The sequence below is a fragment of the Sphingomonas sp. PL-96 genome, assembly GCF_020707215.1.
GTDB lineage: Bacteria > Pseudomonadota > Alphaproteobacteria > Sphingomonadales > Sphingomonadaceae > Sphingomonas.
This window is the reverse complement of the sequence record NZ_JAJFET010000014.1, coordinates 1-13,563: the sequence shown is the minus strand read 5'-3', so window position 1 is coordinate 13,563 and position 13,563 is coordinate 1. Positions and strand designations below refer to the sequence as shown.

Genomic DNA, 13,563 nt, shown 5'->3' with positions numbered 1-13,563 from the left:
ATGGCGGTCAGGTGAGCCCGATAATCGCGATTTGCCGTCCATAATCCGGCTCACCGCGGTGCGTCGCCCGGCGGTAGCTGAAGAAGCGATCGGGATCGGCATAGGTGTCGAGCCCCAGCGCCTCGATGCGCCGCACGCCGGCCGTTGCGAGCCGATGGACGACATAGGCCTCCAGGTCGAACTGGGCGTGGCCTTCGCGCGTGTCGGTGAAGAAGCGTTCGTTCTCCGGATCGGCAGCGGCGAAGCGGTCGACGAATGCGGCATCGACCTCATAGCTGGCGCGGGCGATGCAGGGGCCGACCGCCGCGGCGATGCGGTCGCGCCGCGCGCCCAGCCGCTCCATGGCCGCGAGCGTCGCGTCGGTGACGCCGCCGATCGCGCCCTTCCACCCGGCATGGGCGGCGCCGACCACGCCCGCCTGCACGTCCGCCAGCAGCACGGGAGCGCAATCGGCGGTGAGGATCCCGAGTGCCAGGCCCGGCCGGTCGGTCACCAGCGCGTCGGCGTGCGGGCGCAACGCCTGCTCGAATGGGGTCGTCACCGCCACCGCCTCGGCCGAATGAACCTGATAGAGCGTCACCAGTTGCGCGCCCGGCAGCACCGCCTCCGTCGCGCGGCGGCGGTTCTCCGCCACCACATCGGCAGCATCCCCGGAGCCCAAGCCGACGTTGAGACCGGCATGAATACCGCTCGACACGCCACCGCGCCGGCCGAGGAAACCATGCGGCACGCCCGCCAGTGCGGCGGCGCGGATCACTTCGGGGGCTTCGCTCACAGGTCCAGGCTCCAGATGCGGTCGTCGTCGATCTGCTCGCCGACGAGGAATTCATAGCGGCCGACCTCGATGAAGCCGTAGCGCGCGTAGAAGCGCTGGGCGCGATGGTTGTCGACATAGACGCTGAGCACCAGCCGGTCGGCGCCGCCGGCCCGTGCGGTGGCCAGCGCCCAGTCCATCAGCGCCGGGGCCACGCCTTCGCCTTGCCAGGGGCCGAGCACATAGAGCTGGTGCAGCTCGACCGTGCGCGCGCCCCATTCGCCCGGAAACAGGACCGGGCCGAGCTTTGCGAAGCCGGCGATCGCGCCATCCTCCGCCTGGGCCAGCCGAACCTTGTACGCGGGGTCCGAGAGGTGCGAGGGCAGGCCGGCCTCGCCGAAGGTCGAGTCCAGGAACGCGGCAAGGTCGGACGCGCGGTACAACGTGCCGAAGGTGTCGCCGAAGCAGCGCTTGGCCATCTCCGACAGCGCCGCCCCGTCTGCCGGCACGGCATCGCGCAGGATCATGCGAACCCCGCCGGCGCTGGCCAGTTGGGCGCGGTGACGGCAATCGCCTTGAACAGCTCGCCCATCTTGTCGGGGGCGACCAGCCGGTTGCGATCCTCGGCGATCTGCTGCGCCCGCTCGGGGCTGGCGAGCGCGAGCGTCGCCACCCGCGCGTCGATGCCGAGCGACGTCAGCCAGAAGCCTTGTTCGAGCGGGCCATAGGCCTTGGCATCCTGGACCCGCGCCGCCTCCACCAGCGTACCGAAATCGACGTGCGCGGTGAGGTCGACTTCGCCCGGCGTCTCGAACGGGTTGGCGAAGCCGTGATCGCGCACCGCCTGCAGCGAGTCGCCGATCGCCGGGCCGGAATAGCCATAGTCGATCACGAACGCGGTGCCGCCCTGCGCAACCAGCCGCTTCGCAAGCTGGCGCATGATCGCAACGGCGGCGGGCGCGGTCTCCAGGATCGAGCCCACCGGCGCACCGCGTAGCCCCTCCGGCACGATCGGATCGAAGCCGGTGGTGCCAGCGATGGGCAGGAACAGCGTGTCCTGGCAGGCGACCAGCCGCTCGCGCCAGCCCTCGGCCGTCTTGATGAGCTGGCGGATCGGCAGTGCGTCGAAGAACTCGTTGGCGACGACCAGCAGCGCGCCGTCGTCCGGCACGCCGACCAGGTCAACGTGCCATTCGGCGTCCGGCACGCGCTCCTTCTGGGCCGCGCGCAGGGTGGGGCTGGTCTCGACGAAGTGGACCGAAGGCTTGAGGCCCACCCGCGCCATGGCCCGCAGTGCGTCGGCGGCGAGCGTGCCGCGGCCCGGCCCCAGCTCGACATAGCGGGCAGGCGGGCGGCCGGCGCGATCCCAGGCCTCGGCAAGCGCCAGGCCGACCAGCTCGCCGAACATCTGGCTCACTTCCGGAGCGGTGGTGAAGTCGCCCTGGGCACCGATCGGGTCGCGCGTTGCATAATAATGCGCGTTGGCGGCACCCATGAACTGCGACAGCGCGATCGGCCCGCCCAGCGTGATCGCACGGGCGAGCCGTTCTGGAAGCGGCCCCTCGCTCAAGCGACGCTCTCCGTCCCCGCGATCGGCTCGATCCGCTGGCGGCGGCGGTTGGCGGTAACGATCAGATAGATGCCGCCCACGATCATCGGCAGCGTCAGCCACTGGCCCATGTGCAGGCCGGTCTGGCGGGCGAAGTCCATCAGCTGCTCGTCGGCCTCGCGGAAGAATTCCACGAAGAAGCGGCTGAGACCGTAGCCGAGCAGGAACCAGCCGACGAGCTTGCCGGGCTGGTAGCGGGCGTTGGTGCGCCAGAACAGGAACCACAGCAGCAGGCCGAGGACGATGCCTTCCAGCCCCGCCTCGTAAAGCTGGCTGGGGTGGCGCGCCGGGTCGAGGCCGCCGGCCACCGTGTGCGGGAAGACGATCGCCCAGGGGACGTCGCTCGCCTTGCCCCACAGTTCGCCGTTCACGAAGTTCGCCAGCCGGCCGAAGAACAGGCCGAACGGCGCGCAGCAGGCGACGTAATCGTGGATGCGCAGCCAGTTGAGCTTGTGCTTGCGCGCCATCAGCAGGATGCCGATCGAGGTGCCGACCACGCCGCCGTGGAACGACATGCCGCCGTCCCACAGGCGCAGGATGCGCCACGGATCGGACCACATGTCCTCGCCATAGAACAGCACATAGCCGATGCGCCCGCCCAGGATGATGCCCAGCGTCGCATAGAAGACCATGTCGTCGGCATGGCGCCGCGCCATCGGTGCACCCGGCTGGGCGAGCAGCTTCAGCAGATACCACCAGCCGACCAGGATGCCGGCGAGATAGGCGAGCGAATACCATTTCAACGTAAAGAAGCCGAGGTCGAGCGCCACGGGGTCTAGCCCGAGCTGGTCGAACCGGATGTGGCCGCCGGCAGCGGCTAGCGTCGAAAGGATCAAGTCTGGGGCTCCGGATGTCTGTGCGCTGCTGGTACGCCGCCCGTTGGGAAAACCCAAGCGCGGAAGCGTCCGCGCTGGCGTGGGCTCCTGCCCGGCGATAGACGCTGCCGCCATGGCCAAGCATCCCGCACCCCAGACCACCGCCCCGGGAACAGGGATGACCCGACGCAGGCTGCTGGTGGGCGGCGCCGCGGGGGTGGGGCTGGTCGTCGCCTGGGCGCTGTGGCCGCGCGACTATGCCGTCAACCTGACCGCAGCGGAGGGGGAGACGATCTTCGGCCCCTGGCTCAAGATCGGCGCGGACGGGCAGGTGACCGTCGCGGTGCCACAGGCGGAGATGGGGCAGGGCGTGTACACCGCGCTGCCGCAGATCGTGGCGGACGAGCTTGGCGCCGACTGGCGGACGGTGTCGGTCGAGCCGGCGCCGATCAACCCGCTCTATGCCAACCGCCTGGCCGCACGGATCCTGTTCGAGGATGCGCTGGGCGACGTGCCCGAGCCGCTGCGCGGCCGCCATGCCGAGGCGCAGACGCTGATGCTGACCGCCGGCTCGACCTCGGTGCGCGCATTCGAGGAGGAATTGCGCCAGGCGGGAGGCGCCGCCCGCATCCTGTTGTGCAAGGCGGCGGCGCGGCGCTGGGACACGGACTGGCACAGCTGCGACACGGTCGACGGCTTTGTCGTGATGGCATCACAGCGCGAGCGGTTCGGGTCACTGGCGGCCGACGCTGCGGAGGAATCGCTGCCGGGCGGCGACCTGCCGCTGCGTACCGGCGAGGAAAAGCGGCTGACCGGCCAGTCGCTGCCGCGGCTCGATGCGCCCGCAAAGGTCGACGGCAGCGCCAATTTCGCCGGAGACATCCGACTGCCCGGCATGGTGTTCGCCGCGATCCGCCAGGGGCCGATCGGCGACAGCCGGCTGGTGCGCGTCGACCGCGCCGCGGCCGATCGCGTGCGCGGCGTCTCGGCAGTCATCGAGAACCCGAACTGGGTCGCGGCGGTCGGGGAAACCTGGTGGGCCGCCAACCGCGCGCTCGACGCGCTGGCACCGCGGTTCGAGACGCGCGGCGCACTGGTCGACAGCGCGTCGATCGATGCGGCGCTGGACAGCGCGCTCGACGGCGAGGGCAGCCGCATGACCAGCGTCGGCGATCTCGCCGGCGCGTTCAAGGATGCGCAGGTCGTCACCGCCGACTATCGCGTCGGTGCCGCGCTGCACGCCGCGATCGAGCCGACCGCGGCAACGGCGACATGGCGCGACGGGCGGCTGACCCTGTGGATGCCCACGCAGGCGCCGGCACTGGCCCGCGCCGCCGCGGCGCGGACGCTCGGCATCGCCGAGGATCGCGTGGTGCTGCATGCCACCATCGCCGGCGGCAGCTTTGGCGCGAACCTGGAACATCGCGTGGCCGAACAGGCGGCGCTGCTCGCCCGGCGGCTCGGAAAGCCGGTGCAGCTCACCTGGTCGCGCAGCGAGACTTGCCTCCACGATCGCTATCGCCCGCCGGCCGCCGCCCGCATGACCGCGCGGCTGGGGAAGGGCGGCGGGGTGGCCGGGTGGCTGTGCAAGATCGCAGCCCCCGCGGTCGGTCACGAGCTTTCGCAGCGGCTGCTGGCCGGCGACACCACCGCGCGCGCTGCGATGCTGCGACCGCGCGGCGGCGACACGCTGGCGGTGGATGGGGCGGTGCCGGCCTATGCGATCCCGGCGCTGGCAGTGGACCATCATCCGGCCGACATCGGGGTGCCGACCGGCTATTGGCGATCCGGCGCGCACAGCTACACCGCCTTTTTCAACGAGTGCTTCCTGGACGAACTCGCCCATGTCGCGGGCGTGGAGGCGCATTCGTTCCGCATGGCGATGCTGGGCGGCAATCCGCGGCTGGCGCGCTGCCTCTCGACCGTGGCGACCCTTGGCGGCTGGCAGGGGGGCATTCCGGGGAGTGGGCAGGGGCTCGCCTGCCACCAGATGCGCGGCTCCCATATCGCAGTGATGGCCGAGGCGCGGATGGGCGCTGGCGGGCAGGTGAAGGTCGATCGGCTTGTCGCGGCGGTGGACTGCGGACGGCAGATCAACCCCGACCTGGTGCTGCAGCAGATCGAGGGCGGGCTGATGTTCGGTCTGGCCGCCGCGCTGGGAGCCAGTACCGGCTTTACCGACAATCTCGCCGATGTGCGCGGGTTCGGGGACATGAACCTGCCTGGCCTTGCCGACGCGCCAGAGGTGTCGGTGGAGGTGATCCGCAGCGATGCCGATCCGGGCGGGGTGAGTGAACTCGCCGTGCCGCCGGTCGCCCCGGCCATCGCCAATGCGGTGATGGCCGCAACCGGGGTTCGCCTCCGCCGTCTTCCGCTGCTACCGGAAGACGCATGATGCCGCCCATCGACCATCCCGCCATTCCCGCGCCGCGTATCGGCGTGCTGCTCATCAACCTGGGCACCCCGGACGCGCCCGAACCGCGCGCGGTGAAGCGCTATCTGGGCGAGTTCCTGTCCGACCGCCGGGTGGTGGAGCTGCCGGCGATTGCGTGGCAGCCGATCCTGCGCGGCATCATCCTGACGACCAGGCCCAAGAAGTCGGCCCATGCCTATAGCCAGGTGTGGTCGGAACAGGGCTCGCCGCTCGCCGCGATCACCCGCGCCCAGGCCGAAGGGTTGAAGGGCGCGTTCGGGCCGGAGGTGCTGGTCGACTGGGGCATGCGCTATGGCAATCCGTCGATCGGCGAGCGGCTGCGCGCGATGAAGGCGGCGGGTTGCGAGCGCATCTTGCTGGCGCCGCTCTATCCGCAATATTGCGCAGCAACGACTGCCACCGCCAACGACAAGGCGTTCGAGGCGCTGGCGCAGATGCGCTGGCAGCCGGCGATCCGCACGCTGCCGCCCTACTACGATCACCCCGCCTATATCGCAGCGCTTGCGCAGACGGTGCGCGAGGATCTCGCCAAGCTGCCCTTCACGCCCGACGTGGTGATGGCGAGTTTCCACGGCATGCCGCAGCGGACGCTGGAGCTGGGCGACCCCTATCACTGCCATTGCCAGAAGACCGGCCGGCTGCTGTCGGAGGCGCTGGGCATGGAGCTGGTCGGCGCATTCCAATCCCGCTTCGGCCGCGCGAAATGGCTGGGGCCGGCGACCGATACGACGCTGGCGGAGCTGGCGCGTGCCGGCAAGCGCCGTATCGCAATCGTCGCGCCGGGCTTTTCCGCGGATTGCGTCGAGACGCTGGAGGAACTGGCGATCCGCGGTCGCGAGACGTTCATGGAGGCCGGCGGAACCGAATTCGCCTATCTCCCGTGCCTCAATGCAGAGCCTGCGGGACATGAAATGTTGCGCAGCATATTGGCAGCGGAGCTTGCAGGCTGGTTACCCGCCGCTTAGCCTTGTTCGACGGCAGGCGGTTGATAGCGGCCGCACGCGCAAGGAGAGGACATCATGGCACGGGTAGCGATTGTAACCGGCGGTACGCGCGGCATCGGCGAGGCGATCAGCCTGGCGCTTAAGGATGCCGGCATGACGGTGGCGGCGAACTATGCCGGCAATGAGGAAAAGGCCAAGGCCTTTACCGAGCGCACCGGCATTGCCGCATTCCGCTGGGACGTCAGCGACTATGACGCGTGCCAGCGCGGCGTGGCAGAGGTCGAGGCGGCACTGGGTCCGGTCGACGTCGTCATCAACAATGCCGGCATCACCCGCGACGGCACCATCCTGAAGATGACGCCGGAGATGTGGGAAGAGGTGATCCGTACCAATCTGGGCGGCTGCTTCAACATGGCCAAGGCCGTGTTCCCGGGGATGCGCGAGCGCAAATGGGGCCGCATCGTCAACATCGGCTCGATCAACGGCCAGGCCGGCCAATATGGCCAGGTGAACTATGCGGCCGCGAAGTCGGGCATCCACGGCTTCACCAAGGCGCTGGCGCAGGAAGGTGCGCGCTTTGGCGTGACCGTGAACGCGATCGCGCCCGGCTATATCGACACCGAAATGGTGGCAGCGGTGCCGGCCGACGTGCTGGAAAAGATCGTCGCCAGGATCCCGGTCGGTCGCCTGGGCCAGGCGCATGAGATCGCGCGCGGCGTCGCCTTCCTCTGCGCCGAGGACGGCGGCTTCATCACCGGCTCTACGCTGTCGATCAACGGCGGTCAGCACATGTACTGATGCGAGGCGGAACCCTGGTTTGCCGGGTTTCGCATGATGAAAAAGGGCCGGCCCATCGCTGGACCGGCCCCGGCTCCCGATACGCTACAGGGGAGCGGAACTGTTAGCGGCAGCGGCCCGAGCTGTCCGACCGGTCGATCGCACGGCCGGCAACCGCACCGACTGCACCGCCGAGCACCGTGCCGAGCAGGCGATCCCCGCGGCCCGCAACCTGGTTGCCGAGCAGGCCGCCTGCGACCGCGCCGATCACCGTGCCGCCGTCGCCATTGTCGCAGCGGCGATGGTTGCGGTTGTAGTAGCGGCGATCGTTGCCGCGATAGCTGCGCCGATCGTAGCCGCGGTCATCACGGCGATCGTACCCACGGTCATATCCGCGGTCATAATGACGGTCGCTGTAGTAGCGGCCCTGGGCGGCCGCAGGAGCGGCGGGAACCAGCGCCGTGAAGCCCATAGCGAGGGCGGCGCCTGCGAGAGAAAGCTTCTTGAACATCGGTGGTCTCCCTACTCGAAATCTTTCGTCAGCGGCGGGACTGCCCGTCGTCGATGCAGCCCTTTTGGCCGAGTCGCCTTGAGCCGAGCCTGAATGCGCCTGTTATCCCCCGTTCAGGCGCCAACAGGACTGTCGCGGTGCCCGATCGCTTCGTAAGGGCGGCAGCATGCGAATTGCGACCGTGGCACTTCTGACCCTGGCCCTGATGCCGAGCTGGAGCGGGACCCTCCCCCGTCAGAAGCTGGGCAAGCACCCCGACGTCTCCGTGCATCCGGTCCCGCTGCGCGCCAGCGCGCCGGGCGACCGCCGGTTGGGGGCGCTCACCTATCTGGGCGGGGTCCGCCTGACGAGCCGCGATCGGGCGTTCGGCGGTTTCTCCGCGATGCGAGTCGAAGGGGACCGGTTCACACTGCTGAGCGACTTTGGGACGGTCCTGCGCTTTCGACTGGGCAAGGACTGGACCCTCTCGGAGCCGCAGTCGCTGGATCTGCCCGGCGGGCCCGGCACCGGCTGGGAAAAGCGCGACCGCGACAGCGAATCGATGACCGTTGATCCGGCCACCGGCCGTATCTGGGTCGGTTTCGAACGGGTGAATGCGATCTGGCGCTATGCACCGGACTTTTCCGCCCCCGAGCGGCACGTTGCGCCACGGGCCATGCGGAAATGGCCCAAGCAGAGCGGGCCGGAGGCGATGGTGCGGCTACGCTCCGGCGCCTTTCTGGTGCTTAGTGAAGGCGTGCGGAAGCGTTCGGGCGCGAATCGCCCAGCCATCGGGCTGGATGCGATCCGATTCGCCGGGGATCCGACCGAAGCTCCGAATCGCGGCTTTCACTTCCGCTATCTGCCGCCCAAGGACTATGCGCCCACGGATATGGTGGAGCTCGCCGACGGCAGGCTGCTGGTGCTGCATCGCAAGGCGTCGCTGCGAGAGGGGTTCACCGCCATCCTGTCGGTGGTCGAACCGGATGCGATTCGGCCCGGAGCGGTGGTGCAGGGCCGGGAACTCGCCAGACTGGCGGGCGAGGTCGTGCATGACAACTACGAGGCGCTGGCCGTCACCTATGAAAAAGACGCGACCATCCTGTGGCTCGCGTCCGACGACAACCAGAATTGGTTCGAGCAATCCTTGCTCTTGAAGTTCCGGCTGGACCTCCCGCCCAAGGGCAGGAGGTAACAGAGACCGGCTTCCTCCGCCGCCCGGAGGCGGCAAGGGAGGGGATCCGGTGCCCGGCCGCCCGAAAGGGCGGCCAGGCAGCTGGATCAGGCCGCCGCCTGCGCGGTGGCCGAAACCTTCTTGGCGATCTCGCGCTTCAGGCGACGAACGCGCAGCGACAGGTCGGTGTCGCTGGTCTTGAGCAGCCAGTTGTCGAGGCCGCCGACGTGCTCGACAGAGCGCAGGCCGTGCGTCGACACGCGCAGCTTCACGCCACGCTCGAGTGCGTCCGAAAGCAGCGTCACATTCTGCAGGTTCGGCAGAAAGGTACGCTTGGTCTTGTTGTTGGCGTGGGAAACGTTGTTACCCACCTGCCGGCCCTTGCCGGTCAGCTCGCAAATGCGCGACATGCGTTGGTTCCTGGTTACGGCAATGGTCGGGGCATCTGCCCCGGGAAAGTCGGCGCTAGTAACGGCAGAGGCGCGCCCCGTCAACCGCTCGACGAGCAGGAGGACGTTGCGCAGCGTGCAACCGCCCGCCACCTGGGCGCGTTATTCCGGCGGCGAATCCTTTTGGCAACCGGGGAATTTTTCCATGCGCACGATCCTGTTCATTCTCGGCCTTCTCGTGCTCCTGCTGGTTGGCGCCATGCTGCTTGGCCTGGTCAACATCGACATGGTCCGCCCCGGGGCCGTGCAGGCGCCCAAGTTCGAGGCGGACGTCGGCCGAGTCGACTTGGGTACGGAGAACCGCACGGTGCAGGTGCCGACCGTCGACATCCAGCGCGCCGACAACGCAACCGCGCAGTAAGGGGCAGCACGGACGACTGCCTTGATCCTGTCGGTGCTCCTGCGCAGGCCGGAGCACCGGGTTTCAGGCGATGTCCTTCGCGACCCTGGCTCCTGCCTGGGCAGGAGCACGGTGTGTGTCCGGCTGGCGTAACCGCGCTGGCCGGGCCATGACCCGCGCATGGCCTTTCCACTTCCCGAACCCATGCGACTTGCCCTGAACGCCGCGCGCGCGGCGGCAGCGGCGGGCGAGGTGCCGGTGGGGGCGGTGTTGCTGCATCGCGGCCGGGTGGTGGCGACCGCCGGCAATGCCCCGCGTACGCTGTGCGACCCGACGGCGCATGCGGAGATGCGGGTGATTCGCGCTGCCGCCGCCGAACTCGGGCGCGAGCGGCTGGAGGATTGCGATCTGTGGGTGACGCTGGAGCCCTGCGCCATGTGCGCCGGGGCGATCGCGCATGCCCGAATCGCGCGTGTCTATTATGCCGCGTCCGACCCCAAGGGCGGGGCAATCGAACATGGCCCGCGCTTCTTTGCACAGCCGACCTGCCACCACCGGCCTGAGGTCTATCCCGGCATCGGCGAGCGCGAGGGGGCGGCGCTGCTGCGCGCGTTTTTCGCCGGGCGGCGCTAGGGCAAATTCTCGAATGCGGAACGGATAGCAAAACGCCCGCCGGGAAGACCGACGGGCGCTTCGTACCTGTTCCGTGCTCCTGCCTGCGCAGGAGCACGGGACCGCAGAGACGGCGGCGCTGGGCTTACCGCAGTTCGTCCTGGTTGATCGGCACGATCTTGATCTCGACGCGACGGTTGGCCGCACGGCCGGCTTCGGTCGCATTGTCGGCGATCGGCTGAGTCTCGCCGAAACCGCGGGTGCCGATGCGGGCGCTCTGCACGCCATGGCTGGAGAGATAGCCGGCGACCGCGGACGCGCGACGTTCCGACAGCGTCTGGTTGTACGCGTCAGCACCGGTCGAATCGGTGTGGCCGTACACGTCGATATAGGTCTGGTTATACTGCTTCAGCACGTCGGCGACCTGGTCCAGCGTGGGCTGGAACTGCGGCTGCACATTGGCGCTGTCGGTGGCGAAGGTGATGCCCGAGGGCATGTTCAGCAGCAGGTCGTCGCCCTGGCGGACTACCTGCACGTCGGTGCCGGCAGTGCGCTCGCGCAGCTCGCGCTCCTGGCGGTCCATGTAGTTGCCGATCCCGGCGCCGGCGAGGCCGCCCAGGCCCGCGCCGATGATCTTTTCGGTGCGGTCGTTCCGACCGCCGACGAGATCGCCGAGCAGATAGCCGCCCAGCACGCCACCGATGCCGCCGAGCGCCGTCTTCGAAATGGTGCGTTCGCCGGTTTCCGGGTTGGTCACGCACGCGCTGGTCAGCGTCATGGCGCCAAGTGCGCTCGCCAACATCAGCTTCGAAACACTCCGCATCATTATCCTCCGTGATGGACTTTTCTGGTTCTCTTGTGCCGGTGAACACCGACCCGAACGCGATTGTTCCGCCCGCGATTTGAACCTCGGCTGACCAAAAGCAACATCGTGCGTTGTGGCCGCTGCCGCATTGCGGCTAAGCATGGTGCAGAACAATGACCCAGTTCACCCCTTTCCCGTGGATCGATGTCGCGATCATTTTCGCGCTGGTCCTTCTGAACGGCGTCTTCGCCATGTCCGAACTCGCGATCGTGTCCGCACGGCCCGCCCGGCTGGAGGCGCTGGCCCGTGCCGGCGGCAGGGGCGCTGCCACCGCGCGCCGGCTGGCGAGCGATCCCGGCAAATTCCTGTCGACCGTGCAGATCGGCATCACCCTGATCGGCATCGTGGCAGGTGCCTATTCGGGTGCGAGCCTGGGCGGGCCGGTGGGCGAGCGGCTGAGCGCCTGGTTCGGCCTCACGCCCGAAACCGGCCAGACCATCGGGTTCGCGATCGTGATCGGCCTCACCACCTATGCCTCGCTCGTGATCGGTGAACTGGTGCCCAAGCAGTTCGCGCTGCGTTCGCCCGAGCCGATCGCGGCCGTGCTGGCACTGCCGATGCTGTGGCTGTCGAAGCTCACCGCGCCGCTCGTGTGGCTGCTCGACACCACCACGGGCCTTGTCTTCAAGCTGCTGCGGCTGGATCGGGAAACCGAGAATCGCGTCACGGCCGAGGAGCTGCAACTGCTGGTGGCGGAAGCGACCAAGTCGGGCGTGATCGAAGAGCATGAACGCTCGATCATCTCGGGCGTGGTGCGGCTGGCCGATCGTCCGGTGCGCGAGATCATGACGCCGCGCACCAGCGTCGACTGGCTCGACCTGGAACTGGAGCCGGAGAAGCTGCGCGCGGCGCTTGCCGAGACGCCGCATACCCGGCTGCCGGTGGCGGAAGGCTCGATCGACCGAGTGGTGGGCGTCGTGCAGGCGCGCGACATCGTTGCCGCGACGATGCGCGGCGAGCCGCTGGACCTGCGTCGGCTGATGCGAGTGGCCGCAGTGCTCCCCGACCAGGTCGACGCGATGGACGCGCTCACTGCGCTTCGCCGTGCCGAAGTGCCGATGGGTCTGGTTCACGACGAATATGGCCATTTCGAAGGGCTGGTGACCCCGGCGGATCTGCTGAAGGCGATCTCCGGCGACTTCGCCTCGGACGTCGAGCCGGGCGACACGCCCAACGTCATCGAGCGCGAGGATGGGACGCTGCTGGTGTCGGGCCAGCTGTCGGCCGATGCGCTGGCGGAACGGCTCGGCATCGAGCTGCCGGAGGACCGCGACTATGCGACGGTGGCCGGCCTTGCACTCGCAGTGCTCAAGCACCTGCCCGAAGAAGGCGAGCATTTCGTCGAGCAGGGCTGGCGATTCGAGATCGTCGACATGGACGGCCGCAAGATCGACAAGCTGCTGGTGGCGACCGCGGGCTGAGGCCATCGGGCTGGGAGCTGGGCTCGGTGCTAGGCTGGGGTCCACCAGAACCGTTCGTGCTGAGTGAGACCTTGCAAAAGCGCGGAACGGGAGCCCAAAAAATTACCGTATCCCTGCGGAGGCAGGGATCCAGGGCCAAGCAGAACAACGGCGTACCGCGTCTGGAGCCCTGGGCTCCCGCCTGCGCGGGAGCACGAGAAGGGGTTTTGCTAAGGTCTCGCTGACGTGGGGCTGAACGAAGCCGAAGACCCGTATCGAAGCACCGGTGGCGGTCCTTCGATACGCCATTTCGACCGCGCCCGCTGGCTATCAGGATGAACGGCAGCAGGCCATGCCAGCGTGGTCCAACCATCCGTTCGTTTCGAGGAGCCGTCGAGCTCGTCGAGACGGCGTCTCGAGAAACCGGCCGCGACCCTCTCGACACGGGCTCTCGACAAGCTCGATCCCTGCTCGAGACGAACGGGTGGGTGTAGGGGCTGTCCGGCCCCCAGAGTTTCTTAGCCCAGCTTCCCGAACTTGGCTTCATAGCCGGCGCGGTCGCCGGCGGTGAGCAGCTGTGCCTGCTCGATCCAGCGGTCGCGCGCCATGCGGCCCTGGAAGGCGCCTAGCGACGCATCGAGGCGCTCCGCCTCTGCCGGGGTCAGCGCGGCGAGGTCGGCAACGGTGGTGAAGCCCAGTTCGGCCAGTTGCGCGGCAACCTTGGGGCCGAGCCCCTTCAAGGTGGTGAGCTCGCTGGTCGACGGCGCGGGGGCGGGTGCTGCGGGCGCAGGCGCGACGGGCGCAGGGGCCACGGGGACCGCCAGGACGGGGGAGGCCACTGGCGCCGGCTCGACCGGCGCTGGTGCCGCGGGCGCTGCGGGTGCGGGTGCGGGTGCCTCG

Annotated in this window: 15 protein-coding genes; 7 read left to right on the top strand and 8 right to left on the bottom strand. The window is 68.8% G+C overall.

The window, feature by feature from the left end; genetic code table 11:
- Positions 1-7: 7 nt before the first annotated feature.
- The 4 genes from pgeF to lgt are packed head-to-tail and all read right to left on the bottom strand — an operon-like array spanning position 8 to position 3,199.
- Positions 8-775: a peptidoglycan editing factor PgeF gene (gene pgeF / locus LK533_RS17025; RefSeq protein ID WP_229364266.1), complete on the bottom strand. Its 768-nt coding sequence runs from the start codon at positions 773-775 to the stop codon at positions 8-10.
- Positions 772-1,281: a GNAT family N-acetyltransferase gene (locus tag LK533_RS17020; RefSeq protein WP_229364265.1), complete on the bottom strand. Its 510-nt coding sequence runs from the start codon at positions 1,279-1,281 to the stop codon at positions 772-774. Before LK533_RS17020 ends, pgeF begins: the two co-directional genes overlap by 4 nt.
- Positions 1,278-2,324, bottom strand: coding sequence for a class I SAM-dependent methyltransferase (locus LK533_RS17015; RefSeq protein ID WP_229364264.1), 1,047 nt, complete (start codon positions 2,322-2,324; stop codon positions 1,278-1,280). Before LK533_RS17015 ends, LK533_RS17020 begins: the two co-directional genes overlap by 4 nt.
- Positions 2,321-3,199: a prolipoprotein diacylglyceryl transferase gene (gene lgt, locus LK533_RS17010; RefSeq protein WP_229364263.1), complete on the bottom strand. Its 879-nt coding sequence runs from the start codon at positions 3,197-3,199 to the stop codon at positions 2,321-2,323. The genes LK533_RS17015 and lgt overlap by 4 nt, the downstream gene beginning before the upstream one ends.
- Before the next feature lie 157 nt (positions 3,200-3,356).
- Between lgt and LK533_RS17005 the strand changes: the two genes are divergently transcribed.
- The 3 genes from LK533_RS17005 to phbB are packed head-to-tail and all read left to right on the top strand — an operon-like array spanning position 3,357 to position 7,354.
- Positions 3,357-5,573 (top strand): xanthine dehydrogenase family protein molybdopterin-binding subunit, encoded by a 2,217-nt coding sequence (locus LK533_RS17005; protein WP_229364262.1) that lies wholly within the window; start codon positions 3,357-3,359, stop codon positions 5,571-5,573.
- Positions 5,570-6,577: a ferrochelatase gene (gene hemH, locus LK533_RS17000; RefSeq protein WP_229364261.1), complete on the top strand. Its 1,008-nt coding sequence runs from the start codon at positions 5,570-5,572 to the stop codon at positions 6,575-6,577. The genes LK533_RS17005 and hemH overlap by 4 nt, the downstream gene beginning before the upstream one ends.
- A gap of 54 nt (positions 6,578-6,631) precedes the next feature.
- Positions 6,632-7,354 carry an acetoacetyl-CoA reductase gene (gene phbB, locus LK533_RS16995; RefSeq protein ID WP_229364260.1) on the top strand — a complete coding sequence of 241 codons (723 nt, stop codon included), beginning with the start codon at positions 6,632-6,634 and terminating at the stop codon, positions 7,352-7,354.
- A 103-nt stretch (positions 7,355-7,457) separates the two neighbouring features.
- On the opposite strand, the gene LK533_RS16990 is transcribed toward phbB, so the two are convergent.
- Positions 7,458-7,844, bottom strand: a complete 387-nt coding sequence (locus LK533_RS16990) for a glycine zipper 2TM domain-containing protein (protein ID WP_229364259.1) — start codon at positions 7,842-7,844, stop codon at positions 7,458-7,460.
- A 205-nt stretch (positions 7,845-8,049) separates the two neighbouring features.
- Here LK533_RS16990 and LK533_RS16985 point away from each other — a divergent pair, with 205 nt between their 5' ends.
- Positions 8,050-9,018 carry an esterase-like activity of phytase family protein gene (locus LK533_RS16985; RefSeq protein WP_229364258.1) on the top strand — a complete coding sequence of 323 codons (969 nt, stop codon included), beginning with the start codon at positions 8,050-8,052 and terminating at the stop codon, positions 9,016-9,018.
- A gap of 86 nt (positions 9,019-9,104) precedes the next feature.
- On the opposite strand, the gene rpmB is transcribed toward LK533_RS16985, so the two are convergent.
- Positions 9,105-9,407: a 50S ribosomal protein L28 gene (rpmB, locus tag LK533_RS16980; protein ID WP_229364314.1), complete on the bottom strand. Its 303-nt coding sequence runs from the start codon at positions 9,405-9,407 to the stop codon at positions 9,105-9,107.
- A 184-nt stretch (positions 9,408-9,591) separates the two neighbouring features.
- On the opposite strand from rpmB, the gene LK533_RS16975 reads away from it, so the two are divergent.
- Together LK533_RS16975 and LK533_RS16970 are read left to right on the top strand one after the other, a co-directional pair.
- Positions 9,592-9,807 carry a hypothetical protein gene (locus LK533_RS16975; protein ID WP_229364257.1) on the top strand — a complete coding sequence of 72 codons (216 nt, stop codon included), beginning with the start codon at positions 9,592-9,594 and terminating at the stop codon, positions 9,805-9,807.
- A gap of 183 nt (positions 9,808-9,990) precedes the next feature.
- Positions 9,991-10,419, top strand: coding sequence for a nucleoside deaminase (locus LK533_RS16970; protein WP_229364313.1), 429 nt, complete (start codon positions 9,991-9,993; stop codon positions 10,417-10,419).
- A gap of 124 nt (positions 10,420-10,543) precedes the next feature.
- On the opposite strand, the gene LK533_RS16965 is transcribed toward LK533_RS16970, so the two are convergent.
- On the bottom strand, positions 10,544-11,176 hold the full coding sequence (locus LK533_RS16965) for an OmpA family protein (RefSeq protein WP_420705881.1): 633 nt from the start codon (positions 11,174-11,176) through the stop codon (positions 10,544-10,546).
- 200 nt (positions 11,177-11,376) lie between these two features.
- On the opposite strand from LK533_RS16965, the gene LK533_RS16960 reads away from it, so the two are divergent.
- Positions 11,377-12,684: a hemolysin family protein gene (locus LK533_RS16960; RefSeq protein ID WP_229364255.1), complete on the top strand. Its 1,308-nt coding sequence runs from the start codon at positions 11,377-11,379 to the stop codon at positions 12,682-12,684.
- Positions 12,685-13,181: 497 nt separating this feature from the next.
- On the opposite strand, the gene LK533_RS16955 is transcribed toward LK533_RS16960, so the two are convergent.
- Positions 13,182-13,563: helix-hairpin-helix domain-containing protein (locus tag LK533_RS16955; protein WP_267495498.1), on the bottom strand; the 382-nt coding region annotated here is incomplete at its 5' end.

What these genes read in the sequence shown, in the direction of transcription:
- LK533_RS17020 (WP_229364265.1), bottom strand. Translation starts at nt 1,281, where the DNA reads ATGATCCTGCGCGATGCCGTGCCGGCAGACGGGGCGGCGCTGTCGGAG.
- LK533_RS17005 (WP_229364262.1), top strand. Translation starts at nt 3,357, where the DNA reads ATGACCCGACGCAGGCTGCTGGTGGGCGGCGCCGCGGGGGTGGGGCTG.
- hemH (WP_229364261.1), top strand. Translation starts at nt 5,570, where the DNA reads ATGATGCCGCCCATCGACCATCCCGCCATTCCCGCGCCGCGTATCGGC.
- phbB (WP_229364260.1), top strand. Translation starts at nt 6,632, where the DNA reads ATGGCACGGGTAGCGATTGTAACCGGCGGTACGCGCGGCATCGGCGAG.
- LK533_RS16990 (WP_229364259.1), bottom strand. Translation starts at nt 7,844, where the DNA reads ATGTTCAAGAAGCTTTCTCTCGCAGGCGCCGCCCTCGCTATGGGCTTC.
- LK533_RS16985 (WP_229364258.1), top strand. Translation starts at nt 8,050, where the DNA reads ATGCCGAGCTGGAGCGGGACCCTCCCCCGTCAGAAGCTGGGCAAGCAC.
- rpmB (WP_229364314.1), bottom strand. Translation starts at nt 9,407, where the DNA reads ATGTCGCGCATTTGCGAGCTGACCGGCAAGGGCCGGCAGGTGGGTAAC.
- LK533_RS16975 (WP_229364257.1), top strand. Translation starts at nt 9,592, where the DNA reads ATGCGCACGATCCTGTTCATTCTCGGCCTTCTCGTGCTCCTGCTGGTT.
- LK533_RS16970 (WP_229364313.1), top strand. Translation starts at nt 9,991, where the DNA reads ATGCGACTTGCCCTGAACGCCGCGCGCGCGGCGGCAGCGGCGGGCGAG.
- LK533_RS16965 (WP_420705881.1), bottom strand. Translation starts at nt 11,176, where the DNA reads ATGACGCTGACCAGCGCGTGCGTGACCAACCCGGAAACCGGCGAACGC.
- LK533_RS16960 (WP_229364255.1), top strand. Translation starts at nt 11,377, where the DNA reads ATGACCCAGTTCACCCCTTTCCCGTGGATCGATGTCGCGATCATTTTC.